This window comes from Aquimonas sp. (assembly GCF_044377145.1).
GTDB lineage: Bacteria > Pseudomonadota > Gammaproteobacteria > Xanthomonadales > Xanthomonadaceae > Aquimonas.
Window position 1 is genome coordinate 1 of the sequence record NZ_JBILJQ010000034.1, and the last position, 20494, is coordinate 20494.

Genomic DNA, 20494 nt, shown 5'->3' on the forward strand with positions numbered 1-20494 from the left:
CCACCCCCGAGCAACTCAGCCTGTTCGAGGCCCTCGACCTGCGGTCGCCGTAGGGCTGTAGTGGCATTTTTTGCAGCCCGGGTGTCGGGAAATCAATCACTTGCGCGGTTAAGTGCGGAACTTGGGGGGCAGGAGGCGGCGTCCCCGATCAGGGCCACCCTGCCTTTGAGCCAGCTGTCCATGCGGATCTGGCTGATGCTGTCGAAGTAGACCGTGTCGGTCAGCGCCAGAGAGCCGAGGATGGCATCGGACTCCCAGCCGGTGCCGGTCATGGCGCCGGCCAAGGCGGCCACGCGACCCTCGTGGTTCTCAGGGATTGCACCGCCGAGATACTCGTTGCGCACCAGCACGAAGAACAGCGTGCGGTCGTCGCGCAGCGGGCAGCGGGCGATGTAGCGTCCGGGTGCGGTGTAGGCGACGTAGATGCCCTCCTCGCGCGGGCGATAGCCGCTCACCTCCCACGAGGCGACGTGGGCGCCCAGCGGATACTCGAACTGCGACTGCGGGCCGAAGGCGAGCTGGCGCACTCGCGAGTGCAGGCCGTCGGCGCCGATCACCAGATCCGCCTCGCGCGCGAGCGCGCGCTCGAACTCGACGCGCACGCTCGCGCCCTCGTCGTGGAGCGCGCGGATGCTATCGCCGAACAGGGTCTCGACCTGGTCATCCAGCGCGGAGTACAGCGTGGCAGCGATGTCCGAGCGCGCCAGCGATGCCATGCGCCCCTTGGCCAGTTTCAGCAGCACGCTGGCCGGATAGCCGCCACGGGTGCGCCCGTGGCGATCGACCATGCGCAGCTCGCTGCCGACGTGCTGCAGCGCCAGCAGCTTGGGCAGCAAGCCCATGCGCTCGACTGCGTCGTAGCCGATGCCCCAGAGATTCACCACGAATCCGCCTTCGCGCAGGCGTGGCGCGTGCTCCACCAGCAGCACCTCATGGCCGAGTCGGCGCAGCCAGAATGCCAGTGCGCTACCGGCAATGCCGGCGCCGTTGATGACGATCCTCATCGGGCTTCCTTTCGCGTGTGGGGCCGCGCCTGCGGCTGCGCGATTCTCGCAGCTTCGACATCTCGATCCTTTGCAGAATCGGGTGTGGAACGACAACGCCACTTGATCGTGCGGGTGGCAAAGCTACCTCACGGGGCAGCAGCCCTCGCCGCGCGGTTCGCACACCTGATGCAGCACGGTGATGACGCGAAGCGGCAACCGTGGTCGCTTGTCAGGGCTGCTCCCTCAGCGCTGCTTCTCTGTCGACGGGTGCTGAGCATCGATCTGCAGTGGATGGGTGAAGCGGGATTCAGGCTGCGGCTGGTGGACGCGTTGCGGTTGTGTGTGCTGGATCGCGGCATTTCGCTTCAGGAAGTCTGTTTCGGGCAGGGCAAGGCATCTCGACTCTGGCTCTGCCGGTTGCTGAGCGGGTGGTGCTGCACTGCGAAGTGGCGTAACGGCTCGGATGGTTCAAGGGTGTTCTGTGGGCCTGTATGCCGGAGTGATTGCGCGAGGTGCCGATGTGCGCTCCTTCGCTCAGTCGGCCTGCGGGTGTGATCATGCGGCGAGGGCGATGCGACTCAGGCGGTTCTGCTTGCGGGGCGTGGTGTTTGCCGCGTGCGTCGTTGCGAATGGCGCGCTTTGGTTCTGCGCGATTCTGGGGGCGTAGGCTTCGGTCGCCCCCACTTCCCAACCCCTCTCCCACCAGGGGAGAGGGGCTCTACTGCCAGCGGTGGCGGAGGTTCGGGCGAGATCGCCCTCGCTCCCCGATGCGCCTGTCGTGGGAGGGAAGGGCGCTAGCGCACGTGACGGCGGAGACTGAGGTTCTGGCGATTCGGTCGCTCGCAGCCGTTGCTGGGGCGCCGCGAGCTGCGTGGTGCCGCGGTGTCACTCGCAGCCAGACAGACCCAGCGCGCTGCGCACTTCGCGCCAGTCGAACGCCGCCACGCCCTGGTCGTCGTGCACCGCGTAGAACACGCCTTCGGGGAAGCGTTCGCTCGCAGTCTGGTGCAGCCACACGCCGTCGGTGTTGGCGACGGTGTTGCCGGCGAAGCTGCCACGGTGTTCGAGGCTGCTGCGGTCGAAGATGTGGAACAGCGAGCGGTCTTTGAACTGGTCGGTAGCGATCCACCAGCCGCTGCCGTTGGCGCAGGCGTAGAGGGCGATGCCTTCGGCCTGGGCTTTGAACAGGTCGGCGCCGAGGTCTTTGCCGGTGTAGGCGTGGTCCATGCCGTAGACCTTGATGCGGGTGCCGTCGGCCTGGTCTTCTTCGGAGATCAGCAGGCGGCCGTGGGTGGCGTCGCCCCAGAGGGATTCGGGGATGCGGATGGCGCCGGCGGCATCGGTCGCGCCGAAGCTGCCGAGGTGCTGGGCCTCGATGGCGTCGGCGCTGGCGATGAAGCGGTAGCGCTGGAAGCGCTGGCCGAGTTCGGTCAGCGGCGGCACTGCATCTTCGTCGCTCGGGTCCATGTAGGCATCGCTGACCAGCACCTCGAAGCCGCCGTCGACGCGCTGCAGCCACAGGCCGTAGGGCTGTTTCAGCTGCTCGCTGCCGAAGCTGCCCAGCGGCTTCATGTCGGGCAGGCGCAGCACCTGCACGCGGCGATTGTCGCGTTCCACGGCCAGCACCAGATCATCGATCACGAATACGCCGTTCGGACGGTCGAACTGGCCGGGGCCGGGGCCTTGTTCGCCGACGGTACGCATCGCCGCACCGGTGTCGCCGCGGTAAAGCACCAGCCGGTGAGTGCCTTTGGCGGTGGCGATCAGCCACAGGCTGCCGTCGGGCGCGGTCCAGCTGGCCGGCGAGTCGATGTTGTCGTCCGGCGTCATCGGGGTCAGGAAGGCTTCGTTGACGGTGGTATAGCTCAGCCCGGCTGCGCTCAGCAACGGATCGACTTCGGCCTGCTCATCCGGCTCGCGCGCCTCTTCTTTCACTGCGGTCGGTGCCGGTGCTGCGGTGGCCGCGGGCGGGGCAGGGCTGGCGGCGGGCGGCGGTGCGGAGCTGTTGCAGGCGCTGAGCATGGCGATGCTCAAGGCGAGTGCGGTCGCGCGAGGGGCAAGGGTCTTGGCGGTGGTCCGTAGGTGTGGCGAGGGTGCGGATTCTGCCGATAGCGAATCGCGAAAAGCTGACGCGCAGCAAACCCGTCGCATGTCTGTCATGCGTTTGCCATCGTAGCTGCGTAAACAGGCGGGCTACCTGTTCATGCCCTGGAGTCTCCCGTGATCCGTCGCGCCCGCCTCAGCCGTTCCATCGCCGTCGTGCTTGCTTCTTCTGTTCTGCTGTCGGGCGGTTTGGCCTCTGCCCAGACGACGACAGAGGGCTCCTCGGCCATCCAGCTCGACGAGATCGTGGTCAAGGGCGCGATCGTGTATCGCGACCGCGCCGCGGATGCCGCCACGCTCAGCTACGACCTTGAGTAGTTCCAGCGCTTCGAGCCGCTGACGGTCGGCGACATGTTGAAGCGCGTGCCCAGCGTGGCCTTTCTGGGCGACGTGCTGGAGTACGACGGCGTGCGCCTGCGCGGGCTGGATGCCGCCTATACGCAGATCCTGATCAATGGCGAGCGGGTGCCGGGGGCGGGCTTTGATCGCAGTTTCTTTGTTGATCGCATTCCGGCCGAGCTGGTCGAGCGGATCGAGATCGTGCGTTCGGCCTCGGCGGATCGCAGCGGCGATGCGGTCGCCGGCTCGCTCAACATCGTGCTGCGCGATGGTTACTCGTTGGACGGCGGCTATCTGCGCGTCGGCGGCCTGCAGTACGACGATGAGCTGGAGCCGCTGGCCGGCGCGGTGTGGGGTGGCGAAGCCCTGGGGGGGCGGCTGCTGGCGGGCTTCAATGTGCAGGGGCGACGCAGCCCGAAAGAGAAGTTCAGCCAGCGCTTCGACGCGCCCGGCGGCGAACTCGACAACACCGAAGTGCAGACCGACGTGCGCAGCGGTGAGGACTACGCCTTCAACACCGACTACCTGGTCGATGTCGGCGCCGGGCAGCTGAACCTGAGCGCGTTCTTCGTGCGGACTGACCGCGTGCAGGATGAAGACTCGCTGGAGTATGCCCGCGGCGTCGCGACGCCGCCGAACCTGCTCACCGTCAATGACAACGATCTCGACATCCGCACCGACAACTGGTCGCTGGGCGCCAAGTACGCGCTGCCGATGGCCGGTGGCGAAACCCGCCTGCGCGTGAGCGCGGCGGGCATCGACGATGCCCAGTCGGAGTTCGAATACGAAACCGAGTATCTGCGTGACGCGCTGCCCTTCCCCGACGCCGATCGTTTCACCGGCGACCTGGCCGAACTCGATATCGAAGATCGCGAATACTCCGGTGAGCTGCGGCACGCGCGCGCCACGGCCACCGGCGAGCTGCGCTTCGGCATGGAGTACACCCGCAAGCAGCGCGAGACCTCGGTGTTGGAGGTGCGCAATCGTTTCAACATCCCGAATGCGCCGGCGCCGACGCCGCCGATTCCGGGCAACTTCGGCCCACTGGAGCCGGTGCCGGGCGGCCTGAACACGCTGGATGAGGACCGCATCGAGCCCTTCGTGCGCATCGATGGCCAAAGCGGCCGCGTCGAATGGGAGACCGGCCTGCGCTATCAGTACACCGACCTGTCGATTGAGGATTTCACCGTCGATGCCGAGGATCAGCGCGCCGACACTGACTACGGCATCCTGCTGCCGTCGGCGCACCTGCGCTTCAACCTCGATGAAAGCCAGCGCATCACGGCCTCGGTGGCGCGCACCCTGCGCCGGCCCGACTTCAACCAGCTGTCGCCGGCCCTGCTGACCGCTGAGCTCGGCGACAACGATCTGCTCGGCAATCCAGAGCTGGAGCCCGAGAAGGCCTGGGGCATCGACCTCGGCTGGGAGCGTCGGATCGGGCGCGGTGGCGTGGTCGGCATCAATGCCTTCTATCGCGATATCGCGGATCTGATCGAGATCGCCAACACCGGGCTGGAGGGCGACGAAGGCCCGGGCACGTTTGTTCTGCAGCCGCGCAACAGCGGCGATGGTGAGGTCTGGGGCGTCGAGCTGGATCTGTCGACGCCGCTGACCGCCTTCGGTCTGGACGACACCGGCGTGTTTTTCAATTACTCCTGGCTCGACAGCGAGATCGACGATGTGTTCGGCAGCCGGCGCTTCAATGATCAGTCGGACTTCGTGTTCAACGTCGGCTTCATCCAGGAGCTGTCCTCGCTCGGCGCCTCGTTCGGCGTGACCTACCGCGAGCAGGGCGATGCCTACGGCCGGATCATCGGAGAGGAAGTGCGTACCGTGTATGACGGCGACCTGGAAGCCTTCGTTGAGAAGCGCTTCGGCGAGGCCTGGGTACTGCGCCTGTCGGGCTCGAACCTGCTGGATGCCAGCAAGGACGAGATCTTCGACAAGTTCACCACCATCGAGTCGCAGCTGGAGCGCGACTATGACGAGTACGAGCTTGAGTCCGAAACGGCCGGCCGCGTGTTTCAGGCGGTGCTGCGCTATCAGTTCTAAGCCCGCGGGCTGACGCGCCTACCAAGGCCCCGGTCATTCAGACCGGGGCCTTTTGTTTGGCGCCGCTTGTGACGCCGTGTCATATATCGCTTCATCCGCATGAAGGGATTGACAGTCCAGTTGGTCGCGGGCAGACTGCCGGCCAGCCATCGAGACCGGCAGAGGGACAGGCCCTTTGAAGCCGGGGCAACCTGCACGCGCAGAACGCGCTCAGCAGGTGCCAAATCCTGCGGTGGATGCACCACGCGCTTCGCGTGCTGCATCCGTCGGAAGATGGGCATGTCGCGCCGGGCCTTGCCTGCCGTCATGAACCGCTCCGCGCCGCAGGAAATCACGCTGGTTGCCACCGTCGATTTCTCTGGAGCGTTGCGATGTCACTGGCCACCGTCACCGAAGCCCGCGCCGAGGCGCACAGCGAGCCCGACTGTAGTGGGTTTGAACATCTTCCGGGCTTGCCAACCGGCGGCCGTGACACCTTCGAGTTCGAGCTCGACTTGCGCCACGCAGGCCCTCGCCGTGTGCAGCTGCGGGTGGAGTGGGTCGGTTCGCCGAAGCTGCCGGCGGTGTGGGTGGCTGGCGGCATCTCCGCGCATCGGCATGCCTGTGCGAACACGCTGGATACCAGCATCGGCTGGTGGCAGGAGCTGATCGGCGCCGGGCAAAGCCTGGACCCGAGCAAGTTCTGCTTGCTGGCCTGCGACTGGGTCGGCGCCGATGGCGATCTCGACTTGCCAATCAGCAGCGCCGACCAGGCCGATGCGATCGCGCAGGCAGTCGAACTGCTCGGCATCCGCAGGCTGCATGCGTTTGTCGGCGCGTCCTACGGCGGCATGGTCGGGCAGGCATTCGCGGTGCGGCATCCGCAGCGCATCGAGCGGCTGGTGTGTCTGTCGGCGGCGCATCGCCCGCATCCGTTCGCCAGCGCCTTCCGTGCGCTGCAGCGGCAGGTGGTGGCATTGGGCCAGCTGCAGTGCGCGGACGATATCGGCCTGTCGCTGGCGCGCCAGTTCGCGATGCTGAGCTACCGCAGCCCGGAGGAGTTCGGCGCGCGGTTTGATGCACCTGCAGAACTGTCCGGCGGCCGCGCGCGCTGCGCGTCGGAAGGCTATCTGTCGCGCTGCGGCCAGAGCTATGCCGAGCGCTGGAGCGCGACTGCTTTTCTGCGACTGTCCGAATCGATCGATCTGCACGCCGTCGAGCCGGCGCAGATCATGGTGCCGACCACGCTGCTGGCGGTCGAAGGCGACTGGCTGGCCTCGCCGGCCGATATCGACAGCTTCGCCGCCGGCATCGCCGCGCCGACCGAGGTCGAGTGCATCGCATCGAGCTTCGGCCACGACGCCTTCCTGAAAGAACCCACCCGCATCAACGAACTGCTGGCCCGCGCGTTGCGCAGCGCCAACGTCCCTGCTGGAGTCCACTGATGAGCCGCCCGACCTACGCCCCTGCCACCGTCGCCGCGCGCGCCGGCATTGATCGTGATTCCGCCTTTGGCGCGGTGGTGCCGCCGCTGGTGCTGTCGACCAACTTCAGCTTTGCCGGCTTCAACGACAAGCGCCAGTACGACTACACCCGCAGCGGCAATCCGACCCGCGACCTGCTGGGCGAGGCCTTGGCCGAACTGGAGGGCGGAGCCGGCGCGGTGGTGACCGCCAGCGGCATGGCCGCGATCACCCTGGTGTTGAACCTGCTGGAGCCGGGCGACCGCATTGTGGTGCCGCACGACTGCTACGGCGGCAGCTGGCGGCTGTTCAATGCGCTGGCGAAGAAGGGCCACTTCGAACTGGTGGTGACCGACTTCACCTGCCCGCGCCAGCTGGCTGAAGCCTTGGCGGTGCCGCCCAAGCTGGTGTGGATCGAAACCCCGAGCAATCCGCTGCTGCGCATCACCGACCTGCGCTTCGTGATCGAGGCGGCGCATCGGGTCGGCGCGCTGGCCCTGGTCGACAACACCTTCCTGTCGCCAGCACTGCAGCGGCCGATCGAGTTCGGAGCGGATCTGGTGCTGCACTCGACCACCAAGTACATCAATGGCCACAGCGATGTGGTCGGCGGCGCAGTGGTGGCGGCGACGCCCGAGCTGCATCAGCAGCTGATCTGGTGGGCCAACTGTCTGGGCCTGACCGGCAGCCCCTTCGACAGCTTTCTGACCCTGCGTGGCCTGCGCACCCTGGAGCCACGCCTGCGCTGTCACGTCGAGAACGCGCAGGCGCTGGCCGAGCTGCTGGAAAACCATCGCGCGGTCAAGGCGGTGCACTACCCTGGCCTGAGCAGCCACCCGGGCCACGCGCTGGCGCAGCGCCAGCAGAAGAACGGCGGCGCGATGATCTCGTTCGAGCTTGACGGCGGCGAAGCGGCGGTGCGCGCGTTCCTCGACGGCCTGCAGTGTTTCACCCTGGCGGAATCGCTGGGCGGCGTCGAAAGCCTGATCGCCCACCCGGCCACCATGACCCACGCCGCGATGAGCGCCGAAGCGCGTGCCGTTGCGGGCATCAGCGACGGTCTGCTGCGGTTGTCGGTGGGCATCGAGGCCAGCCACGATCTGGTCGCCGATATCGCGGCGGCACTCAAACGCGCTGAGCGGGCTTTGGCGGCCTGAGGCGCGCTCGACTTTGCGGCCTGAGAGCCGCCCCGGCTGGGATGGTAGCTGGGCCGCACATCAGCGGCAGGGTCTGCGGTTCGCTGATTCAGGACGGCGGGTCGAACCTTTGACCGCGAATCGCCTGTAGAGCCTCGCGCTGCCGAGTGATGGACCGCGGCTGAAAAACTCGCCGAGCTATCCGACACCGCGGCGCCCGTCGCCTGGCGCGGGCCTCAGCACTCCACCACGTTCACCGCCAGCCCGCCGCGCGAGGTTTCCTTGTACTTGTCCTGCATATCGCGGCCGGTGTCGCGCATGGTCTTGATGACCTTGTCCAGCGACACGTAGTGGGTGCCGTCGGAGCGCAAGGCCATGCGTGAGGCATTGATCGCCTTCACCGCGCCCATCGCGTTGCGCTCGATGCAGGGGATCTGCACCAGGCCGGCGATCGGGTCGCAGGTCAGGCCGAGGTTGTGCTCCATGCCGATTTCGGCGGCGTTCTCGACCTGCCAGATCGAGCCGCCAAACGCTGCGGTAAGGCCCGCTGCCGCCATCGAGCAGGCGACCCCGACTTCGCCCTGGCAGCCGACTTCGGCGCCGGAGATCGAGGCGTTCTCCTTGTAGAGAATGCCGATCGCACCGGCGGTGAGCAGGAAGTCGAACACGCCCTGCTCATCGGCGCGCGGGCCGAAGCGTTCGTAGTAGTGCAGCACCGCCGGCACGATGCCAGCCGCGCCATTGGTGGGTGCAGTCACCACTCGGCCGCCAGCGGCGTTTTCCTCGTTCACCGCCAGCGCATACAGGTTCACCCAGTCGAGCACGCTCAGCGGATCGCGCAGTGCGGCCTCGGGACGGTTGCGCAGATCGGCCGCCATCGCCGGTGCGCGGCGGCTGATCTTGAGCCCGCCGGGCAGGATGCCGCTCTCGCGAACGCCGCGCGCGACGCAGGCCTGCATCGCCTGCCAGAGTTCGCGCAGGCCGGCGCGGATCTCGTCGGGCGTGCGCCAGACCTGCTCGTTCTCGAACATCAGCTGGGCGATGGTCAGGCCGTGCTCGTCGCAGCGTTTGAGCAGCTCCTCGCCGCTGTGAAACGGGTGCGCCAGCTCGGTCGTGTCGGCGACGATGCGGTCCTCCGCGGCCTCGTCCTGGTTGACCACGAAACCGCCACCGACCGAGTAGTAATCGCGCGTAGCGATCTCGCTGTCGTCGGCGGCGAACGCGGTGAAGCGCATGCCATTGGTGTGGTAGGGCAGCTTCTGGCGCTTGTTGAACACCAGGTCGCGCTTCTCGACGAAGCTGATCTCATGGCGGCCGTCGAGGCGCAAGCGCTGGCTGTCGCGAATGCGCGCCAGCGTGGCCGGAATGGTGTCGGGGTCAATTCGGTTGGGCAGCTCGCCCTCCAGACCCAGCAACACCGCCTTATCGGTACCGTGGCCGCGGCCGGTGAGTGCCAGCGAGCCGTACAGCTCGACCCGCACCCGGGCCACGCGACCGAGTTCACCGGCCTCGCGCAGCCAGCGCTCGACAAAACGCGCGCCGGCGCGCATCGGCCCCACGGTGTGGGAGGACGACGGCCCGATGCCGATCTTGAACAGGTCGAATACGCTGACGGCCATGGCGGGGGTTCTGGCTTGGCGGGAAGCCCGTTAGTGTACGGGCCCATCCACGCCCGACGATGCAGTACGGACACCCGCATGAATCTGATTCTGTTCCAGCGCGACGAATGCCATCTCTGCGATCAGGCCGTGTTCGTGCTGGCGCAGACCCGCGCCGGCGACTTCGAGCCGCGCTGGATCGATGCCGATACCGTGTTGGAGCACGCCTACGGCCTGCGCGTGCCGGTGCTGCGGCGTGTGGACACCGGAGCCGAGCTGGACTGGCCGTTCGATGCCCGGCGCGTTCGCGCCTTCCTTGAGGAGTAGCGGGGAGGCCTAGCGCCCCAAGCGCCAGCCCAGTGCCAGCGCCGGCAGCAGCCAGAGTGCGTCGTGCCACTGCAGCTGAGCCTGCAGGTACATCCAGCCCAGGCCCGGGCTCATGCGTGCGAAAGCATCCGAGGGCGGCAGGCCCATCGACAGGCCGATCTGGCTGGCCGCGATCAGCACCGCCGCGACCAGCACGGTCAACACGCTCACCACGCCCACCATCAGCAGGCGGCTGCGGCCACCCGGCAGGCCGGCCAGGCGCAGCAGCAGGGCGGCGTCCAGGCTCACCACCACCAGCATCCACATGCACAGTCCGCGGAAATGCACGCTCAGGCCGGTCCACACCGCGGCCAGACCGAGTATCGCCACGATCGAGCTGAGCGCGACGATGGTCCAGGTGCCAAGGGTGATCCGGGGGCTGCTGCTGGGAGTCTTCACGCGATCGTCGAGAGGCTTGAGAGCTGCGGCCCGCTAGAATACGTGCCCCGACGCTCCGTCGAGCCTGACTTCTGTCCCATGGCCTACAGCCGCAGCTCCGAACCGATCCAGTTTTCCCGCGATTGCGATGTGGTGATGGTGCCGCAGGGCGACCGCGTCAACCTGCCGGCCGGCACCGCCGGCTACATCACCCAGGCGCTGGGCGGCAGCTTCACCGTGTTTGTCGACGGCAATCTGTTTCGCGTCGCCGGGCTGGATGCCGATGCGATCGGCAAGGACATCGTGCCGCCCCCGCAGCTGCCCGACAACGCCACCGACGCCGATGTCGAGGCGGCGGTGTGGAATCAACTGCGCACCTGCTTTGACCCCGAGATCCCGGTCAACGTGGTCGACCTCGGTCTGGTCTATCAGTGCGAGCTGGAGCAGGTCGAATCCGGCCAGCGCAGGGTCAGCGTGCGCATGACCCTGACGGCCCCTGGCTGCGGGATGGGCGAAGTGCTGGTCGAAGACGTGCGCGCCAAGGTCGAACTGGTGCCGACCGTGATCGAGGCCGACGTCGAACTGGTGTTCGACCCGCCGTGGAACCAGTCGATGATGACCGAGGGCGCGCGGCTGCAGGTGGGGATGTTTTAGGGGCCGGGATTCGGGATTCGGGATTCGGGATTCGCCCAAGGCAGGGATCTAAAGGGCGTGTCACCCGCCGCGCCACGAAGCACTTCCTGAAATCAACGGCAGCAGCGGTCTCGCAATTCCGATTCCCGATTCCCGATTCCCGATTCCCGGCTTTCACAGCCACCCCCGCTGCCGCGCCAGCCGATAGGCCTCGATGCGGTTCTCCGCGCCCAGCTTGCCGATCGCCTCGCTGAGATAGTTGCGCACGGTGCCCTGGCTCAGCCCGAGCTGCTCGGCGATGTCGGCGCTTTTGCTGCCTTCGCCGGCGAGGCGCAGGACTTGGCGTTCGCGCTCGCTGAGCGGGTCGACTTCGTCCCAGGCCGCCAGCGCCAGCTGCGGATCGATCGCGCGGCCGCCGCGGTGGACTTGGCGCAAAGCTTCGGCGAGTTGTTCGGCCGGTGCATCTTTCAGCAGGTAGCCGCGTACGCCGGCATCCAGCGCGCGTCGCAGGTAGCCGGCGCGCGCGAAGGTGGTGACGATCACCACGCGGGTGGCGAGCCCGGCGGCGCGCACCTTCTCGGCCAGCTCCAGCCCGGTCAGACCGGGCATTTCGATGTCGGTGACCAGCAGGTCGGGCGAGTGCGCCTGCACCGCGCGCCAGCCGGCTCCGCCGTCGGCGCAGGCTTCGAGCACCTGCAGGTCGGGCTCCAGCCCGAGCAGGGCGGCCAGCGCGCCGCGCACCATCGCCTGGTCCTCGGCCAGCACGATGCGGATCGGTTCACGCGCGCTCATGCCCGTGCCGCCGGCGCCTGCTGCGGCAGGTTGCGCGAGGCGGTGAGTTTCAGCCGGGTGCCGCCGCCGGGCGGGCTGTCGAGTTCGAAACGTCCGCCCAGGGCTTCGGCGCGTTCGCGGAAGCCTTCCAGCCCGATGTGGCCGCTGCGCGCTTCGGCACCGCCGCGGCCGTCATCCTGGATGCTCAGCACCCATTCGCCGCTGCCGGGTTCGCCGCGCGCTTCCACTTCGATCTCGACCCGCTGCGCCTCGGCGTGCCGAATCACATTGGTGATTCCCTCGCGCACCGCGAGCGCGAACGCGGCGTCGACCGCTGGCGGCAGCTCCAGCGCCGGCAGGCGTTGGTCCATGCGCACCTCAGCGCTGAGCAGGGCCAGCCGCGCCGCTGCCAGCTCGGCCTGCAGCCCGCTGGCGCGGATGCCGCTGACCGCTTCGCGCACCTGGCCGAGCGCGGCGCGCGCGGCGGTTTCCAGTTCGAGCAGCTGCGCTTCGGCCGCCGCCGTATCGCGGCCGAGCAGGCGCCGCGCCAGCTGGGTCTTCAGCACCACCAGCGACAGGGTGTGGCCGAGTACATCGTGCAGATCGCGGCCGATCCGCTCGCGCTCGGCCAGCGAGGCCAGGCGCTTGATCTCGTCCTGGCTCAAGCGCAGTGCGGCATCGCGGCGGGATTTGGCGCGCCCGGCGAGGATGCCGGTGACCGCGAGGCCGCCGATCAGTGCGATCACCAGGCCCACGCCCAGCGCGATGCGAAGGTCGGGGATGACGAAGGCGAACTGCAGGGTCATCGCCGACCACGCCGCCAGGCTCCAGACGATCGCGCGCCGCGTCGGCCACACTGCGGCGGCGAGCGTCATCGCGTAGATGGTGAAGGTGTTGCCGCCGACGTTGTAGGGGATCAGCGCATGCCCGAGCAGGGCGCAGGCGACGATCAGCGCGGCGCGGGTGCGCGGCGTGGTACTGGCGCGCACAAACCAGAACCACAGCGCCACGAACAGCAGCACCGCCGCCACGCTGGCGAGGATCGACACGGTCGGCGGGTCGCGGGTGAAGATCAGCGGCAGGGCCACAAACACCAGGTAGACGAGGCCCAGCAGCGGATGCTGGCCCGGCATCGAGGCGGCTTCGAGCACGCTGGCATCGGCGCCGCCGCGCGGCAGTGGCGCCGCGCGCGGGTCGTTGTCGGCAAGTTCTGCGGTGGCGCGGTCGTCGACGGTGCGGGGCGTGTTCATGCGCCTAGCGTACTTCGACCGTGTCGATCGCGAAGACGAAGCGGCCTGGGTCGGTGGAGGCGCTCAGCACCACCCCGCGCAGCCGCGCCAGATCGACGCCGGGCAGATCGGCGAAGACGATGCGCGCCTCGGCCCAGTCCGCGCCGGTAGGCAGGCTGACGATGACGGGCATCGCGCGATCCTCGCCGCTGAACACCATCACCCGCACCGGGCGGCCGTCGCCGCGTAGCTGGAACACGATCGCCTCGCGGCCGCGCGCGTCGACCGGCTGCATCGGCGCGCTGCCGACCACCCAGAACGCGCCGGCCCAAGGCGGCGTGCCGCCCGTCGCGGCCACCACCTCGCCGCTGACCTGCAGTGCACCGGCGCTGCCGTCTGCGCCGCCAGCGATCAATTCCAGCGCCGCGTCCGAGCGGCCGCCGGCCATTCGGTCGGTGGTCGCGATCCAGCCTGCGCCCTGGGCGGCATCAAACTCAGCGCCGTCGAAGTGGCTGACCGGGCCTGCAGCCAGCGTCGTGTCGGCGGCAACAACAGCGGCCAGCGCGCGCTCGACCGGGCGACCGTTCTTCCAGATCCGCGTGATCGCGCGAGTGGCGGTGATGTCAGCGGTCGGGTCGCCCTCGACCAGCACCAGATCCGCGCGCAGGCCCGGGGCGATGCGGCCGCGGTCGTCGAGCCCGAACGCGCGCGCCGGCGCCGAGGTCGCGGCCGCCAGCGCCTCAGTCGGGCTCAGCCCGGCCTCGACCAGCAGGGCCAGTTCGCCATGCATCGAGACACCGTGCGCGGTGCCGGCATTGCCAGCGTCGGTGCCGGCCAGGATCACCACTCCACCGGCGTGCAGGCGGCGCACGCTCTCGCGGGCATTGGGCAGCAGCTCGGCCACCGGCGTGGCGCCACCGTGGTCGTGTTCGTGATGCGTTGCGCCGGCTTCTTCGCTGCGCCAACCGATGTCGGCGGTGAGCTGCTGCGTCTGCGCTGGCGACAGCCACTCGGTCAGGCGTGCGTCGCTCTCCAGCCCTTGGCGGCTGTCGCCGAATGCGGCGATCACGCTCAAGGTCGGGATCACCACCGCGCCACGTTCGTGCGCCAGCGCGACGATGGCCTCATCTGCCGGTGCGTCCTGCCATACGTGCACCAGGCCATCGGCCCCGTCACGCAGGGATGCGCGCGCCGCCACCTGCGCCGATACATGGACCCAGGCCTTCAGGCCCTCGTCATGAGCGGCGTCGATCACCGCCTTCGCGGTGGCGTCATCGAGCGTCGGCATCCGGCTGCCGTCGGTGTACACGTGCAGATCTTCGCGGGCCAGCTTGATGAAGGCCGAGCCCTCGGCCCGGCGCGCGGCGACCCAAACCGGTGCTTCGGCCGGTGTGGCAAGGGTTGGCACGGCGAGCCCGAACTGGGTGCCGTGGCCGCCCTCGGCGGTAGCGAGCGTGCCGGCGCCGAGCAGGTCGGCCTGGGTGGCGGCATCGAGCGAGGCGCGTTGACGCGCGGCCTCTGGCAGCTGACGGTGATCACCGAACATGTCGATCACCGTGGTGGTACCGAAGCGCAAGGCGTCGCGGCGGGCCTCGCCCCAAGCGTGGACGTGGGCGTCGATCAGGCCGGGCAGCAGAGTTTGGCCGGCGCCGTCGATCACCGGCAGTGCGGCGTCGTTGCCGGCGGCCCGGCCGAGCGAGGCGATCCGGCCATCGCGCACCACCACATCGGTGGCGGGCTGCAGGCGCTCGCCGTCGAACACGCGCGCACCGCGGATCACGAAAGCCGCGGGGCCTTGGGGTGGCGCCTCTGGAGAGGATTCAGCGGCCGTGGTAGCGGCCGGGCGGGAGGGATCGAGGCCGCCGCCGAGCAGTAGCGCGGCGAGGGTGATGGCGCTGGCAATAGCGATCCAGACAGGGGTGGGAGGCAGGCGCATGGGAATCTCCGCAGGGGGCGCCGCGCGCGGCGGCGAGAAGGTGACGTGTCGGAATCGGGTGACGATCGGGCGCGCTCAGCGCGCCCGCATCCGCCACGCCGCCAGCGAGAGAAACAGCGCGGCGGTCAGCAGCAGCACCGCCGCGTGCAGGCCGAAGCGCACGCCCTGCGTTTGGCCGACCGCGCCGAGCGCCATCTCGGCGAGGTGCCAGGAGGGCCAGATCACCGCCAACTTCTGCAGCGCGGTCGGGAACGCGAACAGCGGCATCCACAGGCCCGACAGCACCGACATCGGCAGGTAGACCAGGTTGACGATCGCGACCGCCGCCTGACCCTTCACCAGGCTGCCGATGAACAGGCCGATCGCGCAGAACGGCAGGCTGCCGAGCAGCAACACGCTGACCAGCTTCAACCAATCGCCGAGGCCGATCTCGACGCCGCCAGCGAACACCGCTACCGCGCTCAGCAGCAGCACCACGCACAGGCCGGTGACCAGGCTCATCGCGATCTTGGCGAAGAAGTAGGCGGCGATCGGCATCGGCGAGACGCGCTTGAGCTCAAGCAGGCCGCTCTCGCGCTCCATCGCCAGGCCAACGCCGAAGCCGAACAGGGCCGGGCCGATCACGCCGAACACGCCATAGGTGGCCAGCAGATAGACGGCCTTGTCGTAGGCGCCCCACTGGCCGGGCAGAACGATCGCGAACATCGCGTAGAACACCACCGGAAACGCGATCGTGGGCAGCGCGAAGGCGGGGGTGCGTGCCATACGCAGGATCTCGCTCCAAGCCTCACGCAGGTACAGCGCTAGCAGGCGGCCGGCGGGCATGGGGGCGGTGGCGGAGGTAGAGGCAGAAGTGGTCATGGCGGCGTCCTTGGAAGTGTCGAGGTGGGCGGCGGTAGCGGCGTGCGGGGCGTGTGCGCTCACCGCGCGACATCCGCGCGGGTCAGGGCGACGAAGGCCTCCTCCAGCGAGAGCGCGCTGACCTCAAGGTCGGCGCAGGTCGGATCGGCGGCGAGCAGGCGGCGCACCAGCGCGTCCGGTGTGCGGCTGCGCATCAGCAGGCGGCCGCCGGCGGACTCCACGGCGTCGACTTCGTCCCAGCTGGCCAGCTCGGCGGCGGCCAGCGAAGTGCGCGCCGCCACGCGGCTGCCGGTGCTGCGCGCCTTCAGGCCCGCGGGCGTGTCCTCCGCCAGCACGCGGCCGCCATTGATCAGCACGATGCGGTCGGCCAGCGCGTCGGCTTCCTCCAGATAGTGGGTGGTCAGCACCAGGCTGGTGCCGGCCTCGCGCAGCCCGCGCAGCACGTCCCAGAAAGCGCGGCGAGCTTCGATGTCGAGCCCGGTGGTGGGTTCGTCGACGAACAGCAGCGGCGCGCGTCCGCAGATCGCCAGCGCGAACTGCACCCGGCGCTGCTGGCCGCCCGACAGCGCCTGGTAGGGCCGTTTGGCGAGATCAACCAGGCCGGCCAGCGACAGGGTTTCGGCGACCGGGCGCGGGTCCGGGTAGTAGCCCGACCACAGCGTCACCAGCTCGGCCACGCGCAGGGTCTCGGGCAGACGGGCCTCCTGCTGCATTACGCCGATGCGGCGGCGAGCGGCGGCATCGCGCGGGTCGAGCCCGAACACCTGGGCCTCGCCGCTATCCGGCGCCAGCCGGCCGGTGAGCAGACCCAGCGCGGTCGACTTGCCGGCGCCGTTCGGGCCGAGCACAGCGAACACTTCGCCGGCGCGGACCTCCAGATCGACGCAGTCCAGCGCGACGATCGGGCCATAGTGTTTGCGTGCGTCGGTGAGGCGGGCGACAGGGCTTGCGGTGCTGGACATGGGCGACTCCGTGGCATGCAGTGGGCGACGGCCACAGCTTCGCGCCCGCCGCCGCCGCCCGGCAGTGGGGGCTGTCAGCTGCCTGGGGTGACAGCTGTCATGTCGGCTACGGTTGTGGGTTGCCAACTGCGGATGGGCTTCGGTGTTGACCTGCGCACAAGGACGAACACCGCAGCACCGCAGCTTGAGCGGCCTGCAGCTTGGCTGAGTTTTTGAAGCCGTCACGCGCGTCGAGGAGCTGGCGACCGTAAGGCGGTCGTGCGCGTGAGCGTTTGGTCGGAATCGCGTAAGCCACCGCGATGACCACATCAAGCGTGGTTCGCGCGCGATCGCGCGCCGAATCGGGGGGCGTGTCCAGAAGGGCGGCGGCTTTGCACCGCCATCTGGCCCGACGCACCGCGAGGTGCGCCGGGCCAGCAGGGCGGCATCAGCCGCCGGGTTGGATCAGTGACGCGGCTTTAGGGTTGTTCGAAGCCGTTGGCGAACACTTCGTTCGGGATCACCAGCGTGGTGGTGATCTGCGCCGCGTTGTTGGCCGGGTTGGCATCCCCACCGACGCCGGTAATGGCGACGCTGGAGGTCTTGGCGCCCGCAGTCGCCCCCGCGGCCACCGTCAACGAGATCTGCACCGGTGCAGCTGCGCCACCGGCCAGCGTGGCGAGGGTGCAGGAATGGGTGGTGGCCGTCGCCGGCGCGCAGGTCCAGCCGGCGCCGGTGACTGCGGTGATCTGGAAGGCCGGGTCGACGCTTACATCCAGCACCACATTGGTTGCGGCGATGCTGGTGCCGTTGCTGGCCTGGGCCACCAGGGTGAACGACTGACCGGGACCCACCTGGGGGCTGGCGCTGGTCATTCCGACCGCCAGATCCGGCTCGGTGGGCACGTTGCAGGCCTGCACGCGGACATCGTCCACATACCAGCCCTCGCGGGCCGCCGAGTCATCCGTACCCACCCGCCAGCGCAGCTGCACATCGCTGCCGGCGTAGGGGCTCAGGTCAACCAGGGTGTCGGCATAGGGGCGGCCCGGGTTCGGTTCGCACCAGGCCTGCACGCCACCCAGCACATTGCCAAACTGGCCGCTGATCGGACCGCGGTAGGGGTCATTCAGCAGCGCACTGCCGGTGATCTGGGTAAAGGCACCACCGTCGACCGAGATCTCCAGGATGCCGCCGTCATAGCAGCCGGTCGTCGCATTGTTTTCCAGATTGCGGAAGTTCTGGAACTTCAGCGTCAGCGGCAGCGTGTCGCTCGGCAGTTCAATGGTCGGCGAGGTCAGTCGCTGATCGGACACGGTGGCGATGCCGGTGGCGAGGAAAGCGTTGCCGCCCGACAGCGGGCTGGGCTTGACGGTCGACAGCGCCCAGGTCTGCGCACCGACGCTGCCGGTGGTGGTGTAGCCAGCCGCACCGGCGGTGAAGTTCTCCGAGTACACGTTGAAGGCCGTGCTGCCCGAGTCGCAGTCACCCGGTGCCGGCTGGGTGCGGAAGCTGAACACCGGCGAGTTCCCGCCAGCGCCACAGACGTTCGATGAGCGCGCCCGCCAGAAGTAGTTGGTGCTGCTCTGCAGGGCCGTTCCGACGCTGACGCTGGTGCCATTGGTGACGTTGCCGGTGAACACGATGTTGGAGAAGCCAGCGTCGGTCGCGACTTCAACCACATAAGCGCTGCCTTGGGTCGCCGCGGCCCAGCTCAGCGTCGGCCGTAGCAGCACATTGGTGGCGGCATTGGCCGGGCTGACCAGGGCAGGTGCGGTCGGCAGGGCGGTCGACACGTTCAGCAGGATGTTGATGCTCTTGCTGATGTTGCCGGTCTCGCCCAGCACGGTGACCGTGTTGGCGCCGATGGCTGTATTGGCGGCCAGGCTAAGCGCCAGGCTGGAGCCATTGCCGGGCACCACGGTGGCTGGGCTCAGGTTGCCGGTGATGCCGGCGGGCAGGGCCGGATCGAAGCTCAAGCTGACCGGCTCGACAAAGCTGTTGACCGAGCCGACATTGATCGCGATCGGGTTCAGCGTGACCGGCGCATTGGCGGTACACACCGCCTGCTGGCTGACGCTGCTCGCGAGGGTGAACGTCGGCGTGCCGCAGGCCTGGTGGCGGAAACTGGCGATGCGAGTGTTGTTGGTGCTGCCGGCCGGGCCCATGTACTCGCCGGTGAACCAGAACGTGCAGCCATCGACCGGGTCGACGCCCATCTGGTGGTAGTCGCCCCAGCGTTCGTTGCCCTGGCTGCGCTCGCCGGTGGCGATCACGCCTTCGGCCGTTGACATCACGCCGAGCGGATCACCCGCAAGGCGACCGACGTAGCGCAGACCCGCGGGAATCGGCGTGGTGCCGGCTTGGCGAACCACGCTGTAGGCCAGGGCGATGTTGCCGGCATCGTCGATACCGGAGCCGCCCATCCAGCGGTCGATCGCGCCGCCGTCGTCGGTCGGTGCATAGGTGCCTTCCTGATGCAGCTGCCAGCCGGTTGCTGCGGTGCCGGTGGCGCGGCGCAATTCGAACCAGCGGATCGCGCCACGCAGTACTGGGTCAGTCTGGGTGTTTGTGGTCAGGTTGCCGACCAGCGACTCATGGCTGCCGAAGTTGCGATACATCAGCACGTTCATGATCGGCTCGCGCAGTGGATCAAGACGCTGTCCGTTCGGCTGCGGGAAGGCGTTGAACGCGGTCAAACCGTTGATGCGCGAGTTGAACTCGGCAATCGGAATCTGGTGCACCGGGGTCAGTGTGCCGACCGGCGTGGCCGGGGCCCAGTCCATGCTGAACTGCCACAGCTCGAGGAAATCCTGGGCGGGGTTGTTGCTGCCGGTGTTGTGCGACTCGTCGTCGCGATGACGCATGAAAACGCCGGGGGCGCCCGCCGGTGGCTGATTGACGCCGACGAAATGCGCCGGGGTCAGCAGCTGGAAACCGAAGCCGCTCAGGTTCGGCACGGTCACGCGGACGAAGCGGGCCGGCAAGCCCTGAAGCATCTGCTGGCGCTCGAAGGTGTAAACCGGCCGAGCGCCGGCAGTGCCGCCCTCGTTGGCGGTCACGTAATAGGCATCCGGCCACACGCCGTACTTCGGGTAGTCCGGGAATGCAGGCATCACGAAGCTGTAGCGCGACCAGTTGCCAGCGCTGGTGTTGGCGGCGTCGTCGTTGGCGCTGACGTACACGCACAGCGCGCGGCCGGCCTGCGGTGAGAACTCGGTGATGACCCAGCGGTTGGCCAGCGCATCGAACAGGACGATCGGATCGCCGAGGCCGGTGTTGCAGGGGCTGGTGCCGGTCAGGGTTGAGGCCAGGGTGAAGTCCGCCTGGATGGCGCCGGAGAGCTTGTTGTAGACGCGGATGCGGCTGCCGCCGGAACCGTTGATCGCCTGCACATACTGAGTGGTGCCGATATCGCCGGTGGGATCGGGCGGCAGGGTGGTGCCAGGCGAGCCCTGGTAGCTCTGCTGGGGAGTGCTGAAGCTGGTGCCACGCAGGCCCGCCGTACGGTCGAACTGCTGCTGCAGGGCCACCAGCGGATCCGCTGCCGGCGCGTTTACGGGCTCGCGTTGCTGAGCATTGAGCACCAGTGGATCGGCCCAGTGCTGGCGCGGGATCTCTCGAATCGGATCGCCAGGCTGCCATTCGCGCCCGCGCATGTTCTGGACATCGACGCTGAGTACTTCCGGGTAGGACATCCCCAGGAACTCGGACGTGGTAGATGTG

The 20494-nt window shown here is 68.5% G+C and carries 16 protein-coding genes and 1 riboswitch; of the genes, 6 read left to right on the top strand and 10 right to left on the bottom strand.

Annotation, left to right across the window (positions count from 1 at the left end; genetic code table 11):
- Positions 1–92 precede the first annotated feature (92 nt).
- Together ACIQ7H_RS11655 and ACIQ7H_RS11660 are read right to left on the bottom strand one after the other, a co-directional pair.
- The gene (locus ACIQ7H_RS11655) at positions 93–1004 is read right to left on the bottom strand and encodes an FAD-dependent monooxygenase (protein WP_395791593.1); all 912 of its coding nucleotides are present in this window, start codon (positions 1002–1004) and stop codon (positions 93–95) included.
- Between the two features lie 867 nt (positions 1005–1871).
- The gene (locus ACIQ7H_RS11660) at positions 1872–3008 is read right to left on the bottom strand and encodes a phytase (RefSeq protein ID WP_395791595.1); all 1137 of its coding nucleotides are present in this window, start codon (positions 3006–3008) and stop codon (positions 1872–1874) included.
- Positions 3009–3206: 198 nt separating this feature from the next.
- Here ACIQ7H_RS11660 and ACIQ7H_RS11665 point away from each other — a divergent pair, with 198 nt between their 5' ends.
- From ACIQ7H_RS11665 to metB, 4 genes are all read left to right on the top strand, one after another.
- Positions 3207–3407 carry a hypothetical protein gene (locus ACIQ7H_RS11665; protein WP_395791597.1) on the top strand — a complete coding sequence of 67 codons (201 nt, stop codon included), beginning with the start codon at positions 3207–3209 and terminating at the stop codon, positions 3405–3407.
- Between the two features lie 18 nt (positions 3408–3425).
- Positions 3426–5480 carry a TonB-dependent receptor plug domain-containing protein gene (locus ACIQ7H_RS11670; RefSeq protein WP_395791686.1) on the top strand — a complete coding sequence of 685 codons (2055 nt, stop codon included), beginning with the start codon at positions 3426–3428 and terminating at the stop codon, positions 5478–5480.
- Positions 5481–5623: 143 nt separating this feature from the next.
- A riboswitch (SAM riboswitch) is annotated at positions 5624–5760 on the top strand.
- Positions 5761–5851: 91 nt separating this feature from the next.
- Positions 5852–6904, top strand: coding sequence for a homoserine O-succinyltransferase (locus tag ACIQ7H_RS11675; RefSeq protein ID WP_395791599.1), 1053 nt, complete (start codon positions 5852–5854; stop codon positions 6902–6904).
- Complete coding sequence (gene metB / locus ACIQ7H_RS11680; protein WP_395791601.1) at positions 6904–8079, top strand: cystathionine gamma-synthase; 1176 nt, start codon at positions 6904–6906, stop codon at positions 8077–8079. Before ACIQ7H_RS11675 ends, metB begins: the two co-directional genes overlap by 1 nt.
- A gap of 215 nt (positions 8080–8294) precedes the next feature.
- Here the strand turns inward: metB and ACIQ7H_RS11685 are convergent, their stop codons facing one another.
- Positions 8295–9677: an L-serine ammonia-lyase gene (locus ACIQ7H_RS11685; protein ID WP_395791603.1), complete on the bottom strand. Its 1383-nt coding sequence runs from the start codon at positions 9675–9677 to the stop codon at positions 8295–8297.
- Between the two features lie 78 nt (positions 9678–9755).
- On the opposite strand from ACIQ7H_RS11685, the gene ACIQ7H_RS11690 reads away from it, so the two are divergent.
- Positions 9756–9983, top strand: a complete 228-nt coding sequence (locus ACIQ7H_RS11690; RefSeq protein WP_395791605.1) for a glutaredoxin family protein — start codon at positions 9756–9758, stop codon at positions 9981–9983.
- 9 nt (positions 9984–9992) lie between these two features.
- On the opposite strand, the gene ACIQ7H_RS11695 is transcribed toward ACIQ7H_RS11690, so the two are convergent.
- Entirely contained in the window at positions 9993–10421 is a 429-nt protein-coding gene (locus ACIQ7H_RS11695; protein ID WP_395791607.1) for a hypothetical protein, read from the bottom strand.
- 78 nt (positions 10422–10499) lie between these two features.
- Here ACIQ7H_RS11695 and sufT point away from each other — a divergent pair, with 78 nt between their 5' ends.
- Positions 10500–11054, top strand: coding sequence for a putative Fe-S cluster assembly protein SufT (gene sufT, locus ACIQ7H_RS11700; protein WP_395791609.1), 555 nt, complete (start codon positions 10500–10502; stop codon positions 11052–11054).
- 153 nt (positions 11055–11207) lie between these two features.
- On the opposite strand, the gene ACIQ7H_RS11705 is transcribed toward sufT, so the two are convergent.
- The 6 genes from ACIQ7H_RS11705 to ACIQ7H_RS11730 all read right to left on the bottom strand — a co-directional run bounded on the left by ACIQ7H_RS11705 (position 11208) and on the right by ACIQ7H_RS11730 (position 20466).
- Positions 11208–11825: a response regulator transcription factor gene (locus tag ACIQ7H_RS11705; protein ID WP_395791611.1), complete on the bottom strand. Its 618-nt coding sequence runs from the start codon at positions 11823–11825 to the stop codon at positions 11208–11210.
- Complete coding sequence (locus ACIQ7H_RS11710) at positions 11822–13054, bottom strand: sensor histidine kinase (RefSeq protein WP_395791613.1); 1233 nt, start codon at positions 13052–13054, stop codon at positions 11822–11824. The genes ACIQ7H_RS11705 and ACIQ7H_RS11710 overlap by 4 nt, the downstream gene beginning before the upstream one ends.
- A gap of 4 nt (positions 13055–13058) precedes the next feature.
- The gene (locus tag ACIQ7H_RS11715) at positions 13059–14969 is read right to left on the bottom strand and encodes an amidohydrolase family protein (RefSeq protein ID WP_395791615.1); all 1911 of its coding nucleotides are present in this window, start codon (positions 14967–14969) and stop codon (positions 13059–13061) included.
- 75 nt (positions 14970–15044) lie between these two features.
- Positions 15045–15830: an ABC transporter permease gene (locus tag ACIQ7H_RS11720; RefSeq protein ID WP_395791617.1), complete on the bottom strand. Its 786-nt coding sequence runs from the start codon at positions 15828–15830 to the stop codon at positions 15045–15047.
- 59 nt (positions 15831–15889) lie between these two features.
- Positions 15890–16792 (bottom strand): ABC transporter ATP-binding protein, encoded by a 903-nt coding sequence (locus tag ACIQ7H_RS11725; RefSeq protein ID WP_395791619.1) that lies wholly within the window; start codon positions 16790–16792, stop codon positions 15890–15892.
- 458 nt (positions 16793–17250) lie between these two features.
- Positions 17251–20466 (bottom strand): hypothetical protein, encoded by a 3216-nt coding sequence (locus ACIQ7H_RS11730; RefSeq protein WP_395791621.1) that lies wholly within the window; start codon positions 20464–20466, stop codon positions 17251–17253.
- Between the last annotated feature and the right edge of the window lie 28 nt (positions 20467–20494).